This is a genomic window from Shewanella sp. Shew256 (assembly GCF_002196695.1).
Classification (GTDB): Bacteria; Pseudomonadota; Gammaproteobacteria; order Enterobacterales; family Shewanellaceae; genus Shewanella; species Shewanella mangrovisoli.
In genome coordinates this window covers 272,797-288,330 of the sequence record NZ_NAJR01000004.1, presented here as the reverse complement: position 1 = coordinate 288,330, position 15,534 = coordinate 272,797, and the positions used below count along the sequence as shown (strand labels likewise).

Genomic DNA, 15,534 nt, shown 5'->3' with positions numbered 1-15,534 from the left:
TTTTAATACAAGTATTTTTCAAACAATTGTTTAAATTTTTTGTCACCTTTGATCATTCCACAAATGTCATCAACTAGTTACAATGCAAAACCGTGGATATTTGGATTGAGAAAGGCGAGAAATATGTGTGAGTTACTGGCGATGAGCGCCAATGTGCCGACCGATATTGTGTTTAGTTTTACAGGGTTAGCACAGCGTGGTGGCGTCACTGGGCCCCATGTCGACGGTTGGGGGATCACTTTCTATGAGGGCCGTGGCAGCCGTACTTTTAAAGATGCCTGCCCGAGTAGTGAGTCGCACATTGCAAAGTTGATCAAATCTTATCCGATTAAAAGCGAGGTGGTGATAAGCCATATTCGCCAAGCTAATCGCGGCTGTGTTTCCCTTGAAAATACCCACCCATTTACCCGTGAGTTGTGGGGCCGTTATTGGACCTATGCCCACAATGGCCAGTTGAGCGACTATCAGGCGAAGTTTCAGGTTTCCCGCTATCAGAGCGTTGGCGATACCGACAGCGAGCTAGCTTTTTGCTGGATATTAGAGCAAGTCGCGGCCAAGTTTGGCGACCGCCGCCCAGAGGACATGCAAGCGGTGTTTCGGTTTGTGGCTACGCTTGCCGAACAAATCCGCGCCCTTGGGGTGTTTAATATGATCCTCAGCGATGGCGAATATTTGATGAGCTATTGCAGTAATAATCTTTGTTACATCACCCGCAGAGCGCCGTTTGGCAAGGCAAAATTAATTGATACCGATGTGGTGATTGATTTTGATAAAGAAACCACACCACACGATGTCGTGACTGTGATTGCGACTCGGCCGCTGACCGAAAACGAAGACTGGCAGGTGATGCAGCCCGGCAATTGGAAGTTGTTCCGCTTAGGTGAGCTGCTTATCGATTTGTAATCGGGGCGTTGTCACTTTCGCTCTTTTTGATGGCCTTTTGTGCTGCGCAGTTACTGCATCTTAGAAGCAGTACTCAATCCATCTGAAATCGGCGATAAATGTGTATCAGGCTTAATTAGCACCCGTACCTAAAAGCTTAGGTACTTTCTGCTCTGTCGGAATTTCGGTTTCAACGGCAGCGGCTTCAACGGCAGCGGGCGCGACTGCAACTGGCACATCGTCGAAATGATAATTCAGTAGTTTGATATCCAGCTGTTTGCTGCCTTTTTCAAAGTGCGTTAAACGAACGGGCAGGTAGGCTAGATCCGGCGCCATCCAAAAGAAGGTTTGGCGTTTATGATTGTCCCGCACTACCTCAATTTTGACCGTATCGTAACTGCCGCTCTCAATTGTCATTCGCTCCTTACCAATCACATGGAACTTATATTCATCGAGCTCGTTGGATTTAATCATCTTATAATCAAGCACTTCTTTACCAGTGCTGATATCGAGTCGAAACTGCAGCTGCACCATTAAAGGGTCGAAAATATCACCTTCAAAGGGGAATTTACCTTTTTCGTCCTTATAACGGGTGTGGATCATCCCCTGTGCCTTGGCAAAGGCGGTTTGCTCGACAAAATTCGAGCCAACACCTTTGCGCTCATGCAAATAGCGCATTGGTAATAATTGATTACCCTCTTGGCCAAATTCACTCAGCACATGGCGCACATCGGTCAGTAATAACAGGCTAAGGTCGCTGTCGAAGCGATATTTATAAACGCCATCCTCGATGGCGGGCAGTTGATACTTGGCCTTACCCAACTCAATATCACCATAATTAACTTGATATTCAGCAGTTTGAGGCGTTAAAGGCGTTGGCGCCGCCATCGCAAATACGCTGTGGGTGAGCGCGAGACTCACGAATAACGTTGGAATTGTGCGCAAGTAATGCTCCTTTATATCGCAAACAGATTGCGGCTAACACCGCTTATCCCATTGGCTAAACTGCCAAGCTTAATTGTTTATAGCTGAGGCCATATCGGGTGTAAACAGTTTATAGATCAATATTTTAAACTAGAAGGGGATTGACATCACTAAGGTTGCCATATCCGGTTGCCACTCAAACTCAGACAAGTCTACGTTGCCACAGTTCACTGTAACGCCTTCAATACGCAATAATTCCATCTGTTCCTGAAAGGGGATTGAATGCTTTTCGAAGGATATTTTCCCTTGGCTGTTGAGTACTCTATGCCAAGGAAGTGACAAATGTTCGGGGGCCGATTTGAGCGCCTTCGACACATAGCGGGCGCGACCGGGTAAACCGGCAAAATCGGCCACCTTACCGTAACTGCTGACTTTGCCAGGCGGGATCATCGCGACAATATGCCAAATCTTCGCCATCGGCGAGAGCTTGCTTTGTGTCTCTTGTGTGCTGTGCGTTTCGTCTGGCGTGATGGCCTTATCTTGCTCTAAGTAGCGATAAAGTGGAGATTTATCTTTTGCAAACCGCATGATGATGCCAAATAAAACCATGAAAGAGGTGAGCCAGTGTAACGTTAAATAGCGCCCAAGTGAAACCGCGGACTGTTAATGCTGCTACAAGCTGCTACAATTTAAATCTAAAAAATCGATTGTAATGATTTTTATTAAACTATTTAGTTTTGAATATTGAGAAAACACAGGAATAGTTCATAATAGCGGCAAATTTTTTGACTCACTAAGAGATGAAACAGGCATGGCTGTACTCGATATTCTGACAATTCCCGATGAGCGTCTAAAGCGCAAAGCAGAACCCGTAAAAGACATTGAAGCGATTCAGGGATTTATCGATGATTTAATCGAAACCATGTACCACACCGACGATGGTATCGGTCTGGCCTCGACCCAAGTGGGCAGTACAGATGCGGTGATTGTGATCGATTTATCCGAAAATCGCGATCAACCCTTAGTGCTGATTAATCCAGAGATTGTTGAAAAGTCTGGCGAATATGTGGGTGAAGAAGGCTGTCTTTCTATCCCTGGCTATCGCGCAAAAGTGAGCCGTTTCGAAAAGGTCAAAGTCACCGCCTTAGACAGACAGGGCAAAGCGATTGAAATCGAAACCGATGACTTTTTAGCCATTGTTTTGCAACACGAAATCGACCATTTACACGGTAAAGTGTTTATCGAACATTTATCAACATTAAAGCAGCAAATCGCGTTGAAAAAAGTGCGTAAATACGCCTAAGCAGATGAATTTGCGCCACTGATTGTCGTAATCATCTAAATCAAAGCCGCATTCCGATGCGGCTTTGTTGTTTCTAAGCATTTAAAAAGCCAAACAAAAGCGCGATATGTGAAGTTAACGGCTTGTTTTTACAGCAGTGACTCGCTAAGGTAGCGGCAATATGCACGGGTTGCATGGCCTGTGCGCAGTAAGGATACGGTAGGGAAACAGATGAAGACAAAATTCATAGCGCTTATGGGCGCGCTGGCATCGATTAGCATCTTGCTTGGTGGTTGCAGTGCGTTTTTTAACGGTAACACCACCGAAAAAAACGTGGTCTCCAGTAGTCTGGTTGAATATCTCTATCCCGACGATAAACAGCGTGAGGCGCAGCAGCCTAGTATTCCGGTACTGCGTCTTCCCATCACGGTCGGCATTGCCTTTTTACCTTCCACCCATTGGCAATCCGAAGCCCTCGATAGCAGCTCGCAAATCGCCTTGCTGGATAAAGTGAAACAATCCTTTGTTAAATATGACTTTATTGACCGTATCGAATTAATCCCCAGCACTTACCTTAAAAATGGCAAAGGTTTTAGTACCCTGCAGCAGGTCGCCCGCTTACACGATGTCGATGTGATGGCGCTGGTGTCTTACGATCAACTGTTACAAAGCAGCGAGAATAAGGCTTCACTGCTGTATTGGACCATAGTCGGCATGTATATGGTGCCCGGTAATGAAAACGCGATCCAAACCTTTGTCGATACTGCGGTATTTGATATGCGCAGCCAAAAGATGCTGTTCAGAGCGCCCGGCATTAACCAACTTAGCGACACATCAACCGCGGTGAGCGTCACCAACGTGTTACGTGAAAAATCCGCCGAAGGCTTTGATCTAGCGGTAAACGATATGATCACTAACTTAGACGCCGAATTAGCCCGCTTTAAAACCCGCGTGAAAGAAGAACATATTGCAACCATTGAACATAAACAAGGTTATAGCGGTGGTGGCAGTTTATCCCTATTAATCCTTTCGCTACTGGGCATATTTGCGCTTCGCCGTTTAACTATCTGCAGAGAATAGTTGAGTTGATTGGTTTGAGCCTATTTAGTTGATAGGGAAGGTTAGTTAGGATGATATTTATACCGTTAAGAGCACTGCTTTATTGATGGCAATCTTAACGACTATTGAACTGTTCATCCGGGTAAAGCTTTTTGCACCATTCGGTGTTAACGTAATTACTCAGTGGCAAATCAGTGCCACTGAAATCACCGTACTTTTGTTCATGGTTACTAGCAGAAAGGCCGTGACAGAAAACTCCCATTTACTTTCAAAAACGGGACTACTAATCAGAAATCATAGCTTGTATTGTTATGCATTTCAGTTGAAAGTTCTAACCTAGAACTGGATATTTCTAATTTAGCAGAGAAAAACAGATTCTAATCTTCAGCTAACATTCCTTATCCCAAATAGATTATCGAAACCAACAGATTTTTCAGAGAGGTGACAAGTCTGTTTTAAACTAACTAAAAGTGGTCAATTTGACATTACTCGATAATACTTTTCTGTCTCTCAGACGATTGATTTGAGCATAGCCTCAATTTAAGCAATGATTTCCAAGGCAATAAAGGCAGTATAATCATGAATATCCCTAATACGGTCAAGATGTCTGGCACTTCATCGAACCATATCACACCAAATAAAGTGACAAATACTAGCCCTGAGTTCTCTGCAACAGCAATAGAGCTAGCTGGTGCACGTTGATAAGCAGTTACAACCAACCCATTGTAAGTAAGAACCAAAGCTGCACTGGCTAAAATCAACAACAGGTGTATGGTCGAAATAGGTGTCCAGTAGAAAAAAGCTAGGCTAGCTGATACAGGTAGTGAAAGTAACGATGTCCAAAAGAGTGTGCTTACAACCGTTTGCTGCTCTGGTAATTTTCTTGCAGTGATATTGAATAGTGCTAGGGTTAGCGTGGTAGCGAGTGCGAAAATTGCTGCCCATTGAAATTCTGATGGTCTCAACACTACAATAACGCCAATAAATCCTAAGAGAGTTGATGCACTGCGTTGAATCGTCGGTTTTTCGCTGAGAAGTAAGATGGATAGCGGTAGCATAACCAGCGGCGCTGCGTAAAAAACCGCGTTAGCTGTCGCTAGAGTTAAGTGAGTTATCGCTACAACCATGCAACCGCTGCCTATAACAATCAAATGTGCTCTAAATAGATGGAGTTTAGGGCTATACAACTTTCGCTGCTGCTTAGACTGCTTCAACCATAAAGGACAAATAACCAAAGCGGAAAATAATTGGCGTATGAAAATGTACTGAAAGGTTGAGATTTCGCCATTAAGTAACTTTACAGCAACATCAGACAGTGAAGTAGCAAAGTTACCTATTATGAGAAGTAGTATCGCAACATTGGTTACAGAGAAAGGTATGGTTACTTTTCCAACTTCATATCGATATGTGGGATGTCATCTTCCAAATAGATAGCAGAAGTCGGTATAAATCCATGATGCTGATAGAATTCAGACAGGTACTTTTGTGCGCCAATCTCGATTGACTCGTCAGGCCACAACAGCTCACATGCACTTAAAGCCTCTTGTAACAGTTGATGACCAAAGCCACCTCCGCGATGATTTTTTGAAATAGTCACACGACCGATACTGGCAGATGGGTAACTAATCCCCTTTGGCAATAGGCGTGCGCAGGCTATTAGTTTGTCACCTTGATAGCTTAATAAGTGGTAAACATCTTGCTGGTGATCTTTGTTATCCAATTCTGGATAAGGGCAGTTTTGCTCAACAACAAACACCTCAACTCTGAGTTTAAGTAGTTGATATAGTTGTATTGTAGTTAGTTGAGAAAACGATTTGAGTTGCCAAGTAATCATTCTTTTCCTGCTTTGCTATTGATGAAGTCTGCAATGTAGCAAGGCAGGATTATTAAGGCATTAACAATAGTTAACTTTGATTACGCTTTTTGATATGACTTAGACTGATTGAGGTCATGCCAAGATAAGCGGCAATTTGATAATCGTTGAGACGTTTTCGCAAGTTGGGATAATGTTGGCAGAACATTCATAGCGCTCTTCAGGAGTATAGAGCAACATAAAGCGTTCTTTGTTTTCCTTATACATTAGTTGCGTTTCAAGCAGCTTAAGATAAATACTGTGCTTTTGCTCACGCCAAGTTATCAATGTTTCGATAGGCAGAGACAGAATAGAGCTCTGGGTAAGAGATTCTAGCTGGTATGGTGAAGGTTGTTGGTTGACTAAGCTTTCAAAACCAATGATCCAGTCATTTTCCCAATAAAACTGTTTGCTAAACTCTTTCCCCTTATCAGTCAGATAAGCGGCGCGACATATTCCCTCTAATAGAAAGAAAATCTCTTTTGCAACTTCACCCTGATGGAGCAACATATGCCGTGTCGGTAACTCAATTAGTTTTGCTGAGTGCGTTAATTGCTCTATCTCTTGCTGAGTAAAGTCATACTGTTGTATTGCTGGAAAGCGTCAAACATAGTGCGTGGTATCTAAGTTGTCTCTGTAGCTAATCGAACGGGATGTTGAAGCGTAATAACCAATTTGCCAGAAAAAATTAAGACGGACAACATCATGCTTGACGATGTTAACTTATAAACAATGGATACTGCTACTTCCATTCTCACCATACCAGCAAAATATACCCCACTCTTTCAAACTTATTTCCATCCTGATTACGCATGCAATACTGATTGCATGTCAATGTGAAAAATAAATATTTATACATACTATCTTTGTTCGAAATTGGGGATTTTTTCATCGATTCTCCGCTGCCAACCATGAGGAATGTATTGAGATCTCAGTGGCAAAATTTACCATTGAATAATGGCGTCAACTTAGAAAGGGGAGGGAGAGCTTCAGGGATTAGCCATGGGTTGCATATCCTACGAAAAATCATGCATAAAGTGAATCTGGCACTACAGATCAAGGATGAACGTTTATGTTCATTTTCTTGCATCTCAGGCACTGTGATCAGCGGTACTTGGTTGCGTTTGGGATACTAAAACTTATCGATTGGGTAGAAATCAGCCCGTCATCGTAAATTGGAAATGTCCCATTTCATGCTGATGGATTTAACTACAATGGGTGTTCTGCTTTAGTGTTTTCATCCCAATGTGGTATTGGCGCCAATAGGTTTTATCCGTATCTTGCTTTGGAGATTTGGCTCATTCTAAGGGAGGTATTATGGCCGAAATTAATGCGATATCTGAGGACATTCAGAAAGAACTCGAACAGTTAGCTCAAAAAGGGCTTGTATTGCTCAGTTTGTCGGAGTACACATCGCCGCCGGAGATAGTGGCAGCGATTACTGAACTGACGCGTGACTATCGGGCAAATCAACGAGTGATGGATGATGATGTGATTTACGCACTCGGGGCCTTGCTTGGCTGGCAATATGTAAAAGGGCTCAATTGGCACTGGGGCTCAGTCGTTTGGGACTTTGATGAAGCCAACGGCGCCATTGGGGTATTAAATCACGATAACTCCTTGTTCAATAATCCGATTGGCTGGATGGATAATATAATGGCCTCGGAGGGTGGAGTGCCCTTTATGTTGAGCTATAACATGATAGCCGCAGGCCAAGCCCCAGTGTTCGAGCCCAATAGTGCTTCTGGTTTGTACTGATAGAAAGCACCTAAGCATAAATGGGCTAAGGCATGCATTATTGCTCATAGATGACTGCCAGCTTCGCAGTAAATTTTGCTGTAGATTGAGAATTGCTTCGCTTACCATGAATACTTGGGGCAAATAAAAAGCCAGCGCTAAGGTGGCGCTGACTGATGGGTCAAACTGAGGGCGATTGATGCATTCTGTTAAGCGATTTTTCAATCTAAATAATCAATTTAATTAATCACTTAAATTAGTCGCTTTAACGCCTGTTGCTCGGTTAGGCTTGTGCACAGTACTAAATACAGCGCTTAAACGTTATGTCGTTTCCCTGAGCGTTTTAGTTTTTCTGCTTCTAACTTAGCGGCTTTCTCGGCAGCCTTTTCAGCCAGAATGCGTTCCACTTCGGCTTTCTCGATTTCAGCCATCGCTGGGGTTTCGAGGGACAACAGGCCAATTCGACCTGAGCGGTAATCGTGTAACACGATTTCCGAGGCCTTATGCAAGTCAATTCGACCACCAGGGCGGAGTGCGCCGCGTTTACGGCCGATTTCTTCGAGTAACGCCATATCATCCTGAGGTAACTCGCTGATGTTATAACGCTCGCAAATTTCCTTCGGGTACGCCTTTAAGAAATAACCAGCGGCAAACAGTGCCACATCTTCGTATTCCATGGCGGTATCTTTAATGGCTCCCGTGACGGCGAGACGATAGCTACTGGCTTCATTATCGACTTTAGGCCATAAAATTCCTGGCGTGTCCGAGAGCACAATGCCGTTACGTAGGTTAATACGCTGCTGGCTTTTAGTGACAGCGGGTTCGTTACCGGTTTTGGCGATAACACGACCAGCTAAGGTATTGATAATAGTGGATTTGCCTACGTTAGGGATCCCCATGATCATAGTGCGAATATCTTTTTCGGTCTTATCGCGACTCGGCACTAACTTACGGCAAAGATCCGGCAGCATTTTCAACATACCCGGTTGTAGCGTGGTAATCGCAGTCGCTTTTACCCCTTGTTCACGCTCAAGGTATTCAATCCATTGGGCGGTGATGTCAGGATCGGCTAAGTCGGATTTATTCAGTAGCTTGATACAAGGTTTGTCGCCGCGAAGCTTTGACACCATGGGGTTTTCACTACTGTAGGGAATACGGGCGTCCAGCACCTCAATCACCAGATCGACCTGAGGCATCGCCTCTTCGATCTCTTTGCGTGCCTTGTGCATGTGCCCCGGATACCATTGAATTGCCATGATAGTGCCTTGTTCTAAATGACCTAAAGACGCTTATTCTACCTTGAAGGCGACGAATGTCATAAAAAAAGCGCCCGAAGGCGCTTTAATTGCTTAATCTTGATGCGAATTTGAGCATCTATTGCTAGGGGCTGACCCTTAAAGTACGCCCAGCTCGCGCAATCTTTCCATTAAGTAACTATCGGCGGTGTAACGCTCAGACAGCACTACCGAAGGATTAGGGTGTAAGAATAACGGCAGTGAAATACGCGACTTAGTCTTATCCGTGCCTTCTGGGTTAATCACGCGGTGTGAGGTCGATGGGAAATAACCGCCCGAGGCTTCCTGTAACATATCACCAATGTTGATGATAATATTACCAAAATCACTTGGTACATCTAACCAAGAACCGTCTTTGGCTTTGACTTGCAGTCCTGGCTCGTTTGCAGCAGGTAGCACAGTGATCAGGTTAATATCTTCGTGGGCCGCAGCACGGATAGCGCCCATTTCTTCATCGCCCGTCATCGGTGGGTAATGCAGGATGCGCAGCAGGGTTTTGTGGCTGTCGGCAATCATTGCTGGCAGCGGGATCGAGAACTTAGCTTTTACCTCGTCTGGTGAGTAGGTTTCAATCCACTCTAACAGTTCAGAGGCTAGTGCATTGGCTTTTTCATAGTAGGCCAGAATATTGGCACGCAAAGGATCTGGAATACGGCCCCAAGGGTACACGTGGTAATACTCTTTGATGTCTTTAACCGTGTGGCCTTTTGCAGTTTCTGAAATCGACGCGGGGAAGAAGCCATCGTGGGTTTCACGATTGAACATAAACTCGTTCTTAGCGTCAGAATTGAAAAAGGCTTGCCACTCAGCGTAAATGCTTTCGACCAGCTCTTTATCGATAGGGTGGTTAGAGAGCACACCAAAGCCCGTTTCACGTAGGGATTCGACGAAGCGTTTGGCGCTATCGGCTGCGCGATAATCAATGGTTTCTAATTTCATATTGTTTCTACTTGTTATATATGGTTGTTAACCAAACACTTTCTAAGGATAACGGTAAGGAGTCGTTGCCACTTATCTCATTATCGGTTTGGTGCGCTAAGCCCTAGTGCAAAGCGGCCCAAATAGAAAGAATTTGGGTAGAGAATTGACCCGCAGCAAGTGTAGCTTTGCACTCTGTTTGGTGCAAACACTCAAGACGACGGGCTGAGATTACTGCTGAATTTTCCTCCAGTTATTTAAGCAATGGCTCAATCAACAGGATTTTATCGACTAAAGCGGCTACTATGCCAAAAAGCCAATTCAGGCCGAGGCGTAATAAATCTGAGGAATAAACGGTCTTATGCAGGCGAACACCTTAGAAGCTAAAGGAGACTTTTATGAACAAACTGACTGATTTTGAACGCTATGTCATAGAAGAAAAGGGCACTGAACGTCCCTTTAGCGGTGAGTACTATAAACATGACGCTAAAGGCGTGTATTTGTGTAAAAAATGCCATGCGCCTTTGTATCGTTCAGAAGATAAGTTTAATGCCCACTGTGGTTGGCCAGCCTTCGATGATGAAATTCCGGGTGCAGTGAGTCGTCATGTCGACGCCGATGGTCGCCGTACCGAAATCGTCTGTAGCCAGTGTGGCGGCCATTTAGGCCATGTGTTTGAAGGGGAATATTTAACGCCGAAAAATATTCGTCACTGCGTTAACTCTGTCTCCATGCTGTTTCAAGCGGCCGATGAAGTGACAACATCGACGCATAAAACAGCCTTTGCCACCTTTGGTGCGGGCTGTTTTTGGTGTGTTGAAGCGATTTTTAAGAGCCTTAAGGGCGTGCTGAATGTCAGTTCAGGTTACTCGGGTGGCGAGGCGAGCGAGGCCGATTATAAGTCGGTGTGTTCGGGATTAACCGGGCATGCTGAAGTGGTGAACATCGAATTTAACCCCGCGCAAATCAGCTTTACAACACTGCTGCAGGTGTTATTTGAGAGTCATGACCCCACCACGCTCAACCGCCAAGGCAACGATAAAGGGCCGCAGTATCGCTCGGTCGTCTTTGCCCATGATGCGGCGCAGATTGAAGAGACTAACGCCATGATTGCCAAATTAACCGAGGCAAAGGTATTTGATGCGCCGATAGTGACCCAAGTGGTGGCCTTTGAGTCATTTTATCCCGCTGAGGATTACCACAATGATTATTTCGCCCTGCATGGCGAGCAGCCCTATTGCCAAATTGTGGTAAGGCCAAAGGTTGAGAAGATCAGAGCCCTTTTTGCCGAGCTACAAGCATAGGCTTAATGTGCGAGCAAAATGACGGATAAAAAACGCCACCGATTAGGGTGGCGTTTTCGTTAATTGCTTGCCTGATAGGCTGAAGACTCAGTGCATTAGCGGGATTGCGCTAACCATTCGGCATATTGTTTTGCGTAATAACTGACAATTAAATCGGCGCCGGCCCGCTTTAACCCGATAAAGGTTTCGGTGACGACGGCGCGCTCATCGAGGGCGCCCGCCAGTGCGGCAAATTTAATGCCGGCATATTCGCCGCCGACTTGATAAGCCGCTAAGGGGAGGTGGGTTTCCTGTCTTAGTCGACTTAACACATCCAAATAAGGCGTGCCGGGTTTTACCATCAAAATATCCGCGCCTTCCTCTTCATCGAGCAGTGCTTCGAGCAAGGCTTGGCGACCATTGGCGTAATCGAGCTGATAGCCTTTACGGTTTCCGCTAAGTTCACAATCCACCGCGGCCCTAAAAGGCCCATAGAAGGATGAGGCGAACTTGGCAGCATGGGCCAAAATGGCAATGTGCTCAAAGCCTGCCTCATCCAGCCCTTGGCGAATGGCTTTAATCTGGCCGTCCATCATGGCCGATGGCGCCAGCATATCGGCTCCTGCTTTGGCGGCGGTAATGGATTGTTTGACTAAGTTAGCCACGGTTTGGTCGTTACAGACTTCGTCATGGTGCAATACGCCGCAGTGTCCGTGGTCGGTATATTCACAGAAACAAATATCGGGGATCACCATCATCTCTGGCGCAGCGGTTTTGATGGTGCGGATCATCCGCGCGAGTAAGCCATTGTCATCCCACGTGTCGCTGCCCTGTGCATCTTTGGTGTGGGAAATTCCAAAGGGCATCACATAGCGGATCCCTAATGCGTAAAGCATTTGGATCTCATCGGCAAGCGCACTCTCGGGCAGACGGCTGATCCCCGGTAAGGTTGAAATGGGCACGGCTTGGCTGATGTGCTCTTCAATAAAGAGTGGGTGAACCAAGTCGCTTAGGGAAATCTGGGTTTCACGCACTAGGTCACGCATCGCTTCGGTGCGGCGTAGGCGTCTTAAACGGCGAAGGGGTTTAAGGGGATTTTCTCTGGTACTGCTCATTGAATTTCCTTATTAACAGTGTGAAAGCATCACGCGAAGCTTCGCGTCAAAGGGAGAGAGTAAAAACGATGCTTAGGTTGTGCTTGTTGCTTTGGTGAACTTGATTAAGTGAGATAAAAGCGTCAGCACTGTTTGCTCTGACCTAAAATAGGGTAAAAGTTTCCCAGTATTTGGCCAAAGGCCGAAGAGGTTGTTGAGTTAGTGATGGCGATCACAAATCCAGCGCTAAGCCAATCGGGTCATTAGTCGCTGTTTTTAAGCCTTTGCTTTCGATTATTTGATGTTATCATTTGCGCCAATTTACACTTGGTATAGTGCAGGACTTCGATAAGTCGCTATTCGTCTGCTCAACTATACCCACAGCGCGGTTTTTATATGACAACACCCCAAGACTCTGTTTGTATTCTCGCCCTCGACACTTGTACCGAAGCTTGTTCGGCTGCCCTGTATTATCAAGGACAGGTTTTTGCTGAGCTAGCCGATGCGCCTCGGGAACATAGTCAGCGTTTATTGCCTATGGTGGAAGCCGTATTAAAACAAGCCAAAGTCGGCTTAGATAAATTGGATGCGATTGCCTATGGCCGTGGGCCAGGTAGTTTTACGGGGATCCGTATTTGCACCAGCATGACCCAAGGTTTGGCCCTAGGGTTAGACCTACCCGTGATCGGCATTTCAACCTTAGCGGCCATGGCACAAATGGCGATTGCTGAGCACGCTGCCGAGCAAGTGCTCTGTTGTATCGATGCGCGCATGGGAGAAGTGTACTGGGGTCAATTTGTTGCCGTTGATGGCATTGCCACCTTAGTCGGTAAAGAGGTGGTGAGCGCGCCAGAGCAGGTTGAGCTGGCATTCGATCTCAATAAACCCATACAGGGCTGTGGCACTGGGTTTGATGCCTATCCCGAGTTATTAGCGTTAGGCAGCGGGATTACCACCTTAGCGGCGGTGAAGTATCCCGATGCCCGTGCCATGTTAGCGCTGGCCGAAGCGGGTATCAAAGCGGGATTAACCACCAGTGTCGATGAACTCGAACCTGTGTACCTACGCGATACTGTGACATGGAAAAAGTTACCGGGACGTGAATAAACTGTTCATTCTTCCCCGTGATACGTTAGAATCTAAAGTGTCTGCATGGGTTCTCGATGCAGACATCAATTCTTCGTTAGGCATTCGTCACAACCGCCTAGCAAGGTTAACCAGGGCAAATAGGATATAAACTAGGCATTTTGATGCAGGTAAATTCGCTTCAAACGAGTTTGACACAAGCGGTTGCGAGTAATCGCCCCGCAGTCATACAGGGAATGTCGCCCACGGAAGCGCCACGCCCTGTGATTGAGCTCAATGCGGTTTCTGCCTTAGCCTTTGATGATACCGCGGAAGGAGCATCACAAAACCTACAATCTAGACTCGGTGCCCAGCTCGAGTACGAGCAAAACACCCGAGGTCATCAAGGGGCTATCGCCCAATACCTACAAACGCAACATGCCGCCAAACGTGAAGAAATTCAGCAGATGGTCGGTGTGGATATTTATGCCTGATAGCGCGCCTGTGTCTTCTCAATCCCGTTTTACTCCTCGTTTAACCGGCGGTTTGCCTAGCCGTGGTTTGTTTATCATCGAACTGATGCTGGCACTCATATTGACGCGCATTCCTTATTTGAGCGTGCCTTTTAAGTGGCTAGAGAGCTATTTCCACGAGTTATCCCATGGGATAGCGACTGTGCTCAGTGGCGGCATAGTGAGTCATATTCAACTCTTTCCCAATGGTGCTGGTTTTTGCTTTAGCCAAGGTGGCTCGCCACTGGTGATTGGATTTGCGGGCTATTTTGGCGCAGCCTGTTGGGGATACCTTATTTATCTGCTGGCAACTTGGCCTAAGGGCATTCGCCTAAGCTTTGCCTTTTTAGGCGGCTTAGTGGTGTTAAGCGGTCTGCTGTGGGGGCGAGATTTACTGACCTTAGCCATATTAGCTGTGCTGACGATAGTGTTATTACTGCCGCTAAAACTCAGCAAAAATAAAATCCTCACGCAATTTTTACGCATTATCGGCCTGATGATCATGCTCAATGCGCTGGCAAGCCCGACGGTATTGCTCGGACTCGAAGGGCAGGGCGATGCGGTGCTGCTGGCCGAGCGTTCATGGATCCCTGCGTGGATTTGGGTCACCATTTGGCTATTTTGCAGTATCTGCGCCTTGTTTATGGCTTGGCGCCGGGTGGACTCCGCCATCTCTCGCTAATCCATGGCGGTATTAATGCCGTGATTACATCACAAATATTTACAGCCTAAATAGTCAACTTGTGCGGCTAATTCTTGGATTTTTTTATATAGACTGCTAGCTTAAGTCTTCGGTATCCAAGGAGAATTATTATGAAAAAAGTCACACTCGTCGCCAGTATGCTGATTGCTGGTTTATGTTCAGGTATGGCCTATGCCGATGAAGGCTTGGATAAGGCCATTAAGAGCGAGTTTCGCCAAGCGAAAAACGCCAGCCGCGATATTTATCGTCACCCCGCAGAAACCCTCACATTTTTTGGTATCACCCCGACACAAACCGTCATTGAACTCTGGCCTGGCAATGGCTGGTACACTGAAATCCTTGCCCCTTATCTTGCGCCTAAGGGACAATATATTGCCGCCAGTTTCGAAACTACTCCAAGCACGGACACTCCTGGTAATCGCTATCGCGCTAATGCGGGCGTGAAATTTGATACTTGGATGACGGCCAATAAAGCTTTATTTGGAAATGCGAAAATGGTGGTTCTCGACCCGCCGGCAAAAATGAATTTAGGTGCCGATGGCAGTGCGGACTTGGTATTAACCTTCCGTAACTTACATAACTGGGCCTCAAGCGATCAACTCGAAAACGTGTTCGCCGCCTCCTATAAGGTGCTGAAAGATGGTGGTGTGTTTGGCGTGGTCGAACATAGAGCCAATAAAGGCATGAATATGAGCACGGGCTACATGGATCAAGACGAGATGATCGCACTGGCCAAAAAGGTGGGTTTTACCTTAGCCGAAAGCTCAGAAATCAACGCCAATCCGAATGACACTAAGGACTACGCCAAGGGGGTATGGACGCTGCCACCTTCGTTTGCCTTGGGCGATACCGATAAAGAAAAATACCAAGCAATTGGTGAGAGCGATCGCATGACGCTCAAATTTATCAAAAAATCGCGCTAATCACC

General features: G+C 46.0%; 17 protein-coding genes. 9 read left to right on the top strand and 8 right to left on the bottom strand.

From position 1 onward, the window contains the following. Positions 1 to 123 precede the first annotated feature (123 nt). Positions 124 to 903, top strand: coding sequence for a class II glutamine amidotransferase (locus tag B5P39_RS09380; protein ID WP_088211317.1), 780 nt, complete (start codon positions 124 to 126; stop codon positions 901 to 903). A 111-nt stretch (positions 904 to 1,014) separates the two neighbouring features. Here the strand turns inward: B5P39_RS09380 and B5P39_RS09375 are convergent, their stop codons facing one another. Then, positions 1,015 to 1,827, bottom strand: a complete 813-nt coding sequence (locus B5P39_RS09375; RefSeq protein WP_088211316.1) for a DUF3108 domain-containing protein — start codon at positions 1,825 to 1,827, stop codon at positions 1,015 to 1,017. 129 nt (positions 1,828 to 1,956) lie between these two features. Further along, positions 1,957 to 2,397, bottom strand: a complete 441-nt coding sequence (locus tag B5P39_RS09370) for an MGMT family protein (protein WP_176399910.1) — start codon at positions 2,395 to 2,397, stop codon at positions 1,957 to 1,959. Positions 2,398 to 2,617: 220 nt separating this feature from the next. Here B5P39_RS09370 and def point away from each other — a divergent pair, with 220 nt between their 5' ends. Beyond that, positions 2,618 to 3,109, top strand: coding sequence for a peptide deformylase (def, locus tag B5P39_RS09365; RefSeq protein WP_088211315.1), 492 nt, complete (start codon positions 2,618 to 2,620; stop codon positions 3,107 to 3,109). 210 nt (positions 3,110 to 3,319) lie between these two features. Beyond that, on the top strand, positions 3,320 to 4,168 hold the full coding sequence (gene rhlP / locus B5P39_RS09360) for a rhombotarget lipoprotein (RefSeq protein ID WP_088211314.1): 849 nt from the start codon (positions 3,320 to 3,322) through the stop codon (positions 4,166 to 4,168). Positions 4,169 to 4,632: 464 nt separating this feature from the next. Here the strand turns inward: rhlP and B5P39_RS09350 are convergent, their stop codons facing one another. The 3 genes from B5P39_RS09350 to B5P39_RS09340 all read right to left on the bottom strand — a co-directional run bounded on the left by B5P39_RS09350 (position 4,633) and on the right by B5P39_RS09340 (position 6,509). After that, positions 4,633 to 5,499 carry a DMT family transporter gene (locus B5P39_RS09350; protein ID WP_254915757.1) on the bottom strand — a complete coding sequence of 289 codons (867 nt, stop codon included), beginning with the start codon at positions 5,497 to 5,499 and terminating at the stop codon, positions 4,633 to 4,635. A 29-nt stretch (positions 5,500 to 5,528) separates the two neighbouring features. Next, entirely contained in the window at positions 5,529 to 5,981 is a 453-nt protein-coding gene (locus B5P39_RS09345) for a GNAT family N-acetyltransferase (protein ID WP_088211311.1), read from the bottom strand. A 114-nt stretch (positions 5,982 to 6,095) separates the two neighbouring features. Continuing rightward, entirely contained in the window at positions 6,096 to 6,509 is a 414-nt protein-coding gene (locus B5P39_RS09340; RefSeq protein ID WP_249554904.1) for a Crp/Fnr family transcriptional regulator, read from the bottom strand. Between the two features lie 807 nt (positions 6,510 to 7,316). On the opposite strand from B5P39_RS09340, the gene B5P39_RS09335 reads away from it, so the two are divergent. Further along, positions 7,317 to 7,757 carry a hypothetical protein gene (locus B5P39_RS09335; protein WP_088211310.1) on the top strand — a complete coding sequence of 147 codons (441 nt, stop codon included), beginning with the start codon at positions 7,317 to 7,319 and terminating at the stop codon, positions 7,755 to 7,757. 293 nt (positions 7,758 to 8,050) lie between these two features. On the opposite strand, the gene ylqF is transcribed toward B5P39_RS09335, so the two are convergent. Both ylqF and B5P39_RS09325 read right to left on the bottom strand, forming a co-directional pair. Continuing rightward, positions 8,051 to 8,992, bottom strand: a complete 942-nt coding sequence (ylqF, locus tag B5P39_RS09330; RefSeq protein ID WP_088211309.1) for a ribosome biogenesis GTPase YlqF — start codon at positions 8,990 to 8,992, stop codon at positions 8,051 to 8,053. 138 nt (positions 8,993 to 9,130) lie between these two features. Next, positions 9,131 to 9,970 (bottom strand): isopenicillin N synthase family dioxygenase, encoded by an 840-nt coding sequence (locus B5P39_RS09325; protein ID WP_088211308.1) that lies wholly within the window; start codon positions 9,968 to 9,970, stop codon positions 9,131 to 9,133. 377 nt (positions 9,971 to 10,347) lie between these two features. On the opposite strand from B5P39_RS09325, the gene B5P39_RS09320 reads away from it, so the two are divergent. After that, on the top strand, positions 10,348 to 11,253 hold the full coding sequence (locus tag B5P39_RS09320) for a bifunctional methionine sulfoxide reductase B/A protein (protein WP_088211307.1): 906 nt from the start codon (positions 10,348 to 10,350) through the stop codon (positions 11,251 to 11,253). A 95-nt stretch (positions 11,254 to 11,348) separates the two neighbouring features. Here B5P39_RS09320 and hemB read toward each other — a convergent pair whose 3' ends face one another. Continuing rightward, positions 11,349 to 12,347 (bottom strand): porphobilinogen synthase, encoded by a 999-nt coding sequence (gene hemB, locus B5P39_RS09315; RefSeq protein WP_088211306.1) that lies wholly within the window; start codon positions 12,345 to 12,347, stop codon positions 11,349 to 11,351. Positions 12,348 to 12,722: 375 nt separating this feature from the next. On the opposite strand from hemB, the gene tsaB reads away from it, so the two are divergent. From tsaB to B5P39_RS09295, 4 genes are all read left to right on the top strand, one after another. Continuing rightward, entirely contained in the window at positions 12,723 to 13,433 is a 711-nt protein-coding gene (gene tsaB, locus B5P39_RS09310; RefSeq protein ID WP_088211305.1) for a tRNA (adenosine(37)-N6)-threonylcarbamoyltransferase complex dimerization subunit type 1 TsaB, read from the top strand. A 143-nt stretch (positions 13,434 to 13,576) separates the two neighbouring features. Continuing rightward, positions 13,577 to 13,885 (top strand): hypothetical protein, encoded by a 309-nt coding sequence (locus B5P39_RS09305; protein ID WP_088211304.1) that lies wholly within the window; start codon positions 13,577 to 13,579, stop codon positions 13,883 to 13,885. Then, positions 13,878 to 14,585: a M50 family metallopeptidase gene (locus B5P39_RS09300; RefSeq protein WP_011717318.1), complete on the top strand. Its 708-nt coding sequence runs from the start codon at positions 13,878 to 13,880 to the stop codon at positions 14,583 to 14,585. The genes B5P39_RS09305 and B5P39_RS09300 overlap by 8 nt, the downstream gene beginning before the upstream one ends. 131 nt (positions 14,586 to 14,716) lie before the next feature. Next, the gene (locus B5P39_RS09295; protein ID WP_088211303.1) at positions 14,717 to 15,529 is read left to right on the top strand and encodes a class I SAM-dependent methyltransferase; all 813 of its coding nucleotides are present in this window, start codon (positions 14,717 to 14,719) and stop codon (positions 15,527 to 15,529) included. The last annotated feature ends 5 nt before the right edge of the window (positions 15,530 to 15,534 follow it).